Raw genomic sequence first — 577 nt, forward strand, 5'->3', positions numbered from 1 at the left:
CCGTGACCGGGGCAGGCGGTCAGGTGATTCAGTGCAGGAGAACGGCCAGGAGTTCGGCGAGACTGGGGCCGGCGTCGGCGGGATGGCGCAGTTGTTTGGCGGCCTGGACGTGGTAGTGGTTGCTGCGGCCGGTGCGTTCGTGGGTCAGGTAGCCGGCGTCTTCGAGGTCGACGATGATCCGTTGGACGGCCCGTTCGGTCAGCAGGCAGCGTGCCGCGATGTCGCGCACCCTGATCCCGGGATCGCGGGCGATCTGTACCAGCACGCGGGCGTGGTTGGTCAGGAAGGTCCACCGCCGCGCCGTCGCGGGGTACTCGTCCATGGCACCAGCTTACGACCGCCGATTCACGCAGTCGTAAGCACGAAAAACAATCCGTGCAACTGTTGACATGGATCGCTCGCGGACGAATGGTTGAAGGGCAAGCCAGGCCCCTCGTCGGCCGGGATCCTTGCCTCCGCGTGAAGAGGTCACCGTGGACAGCCTTACCCGCGACAACCTGGAAACCCTCGCCGGCTTCCTCTACGACCGCATCGGCCGCCCCCGTGAGAACGGCGACCAGACCTGTCAGGTCGAGCC

General features: G+C 66.4%; 1 protein-coding gene. It reads right to left on the bottom strand.

Annotated features, from left to right (window positions below):
• Window positions 1-28 precede the first annotated feature (28 nt).
• Window positions 29-322: a helix-turn-helix transcriptional regulator gene (locus ABD369_RS40910; RefSeq protein ID WP_344641709.1), complete on the bottom strand. Its 294-nt coding sequence runs from the start codon at window positions 320-322 to the stop codon at window positions 29-31.
• Window positions 323-577 lie beyond the last annotated feature (255 nt).

The sequence above is a fragment of the Kitasatospora cystarginea genome (assembly GCF_039533515.1).
GTDB lineage: Bacteria > Actinomycetota > Actinomycetes > Streptomycetales > Streptomycetaceae > Kitasatospora > Kitasatospora cystarginea.

What these genes read in the sequence shown, in the direction of transcription:
- ABD369_RS40910 (WP_344641709.1), bottom strand. Translation starts at nt 322, where the DNA reads ATGGACGAGTACCCCGCGACGGCGCGGCGGTGGACCTTCCTGACCAAC.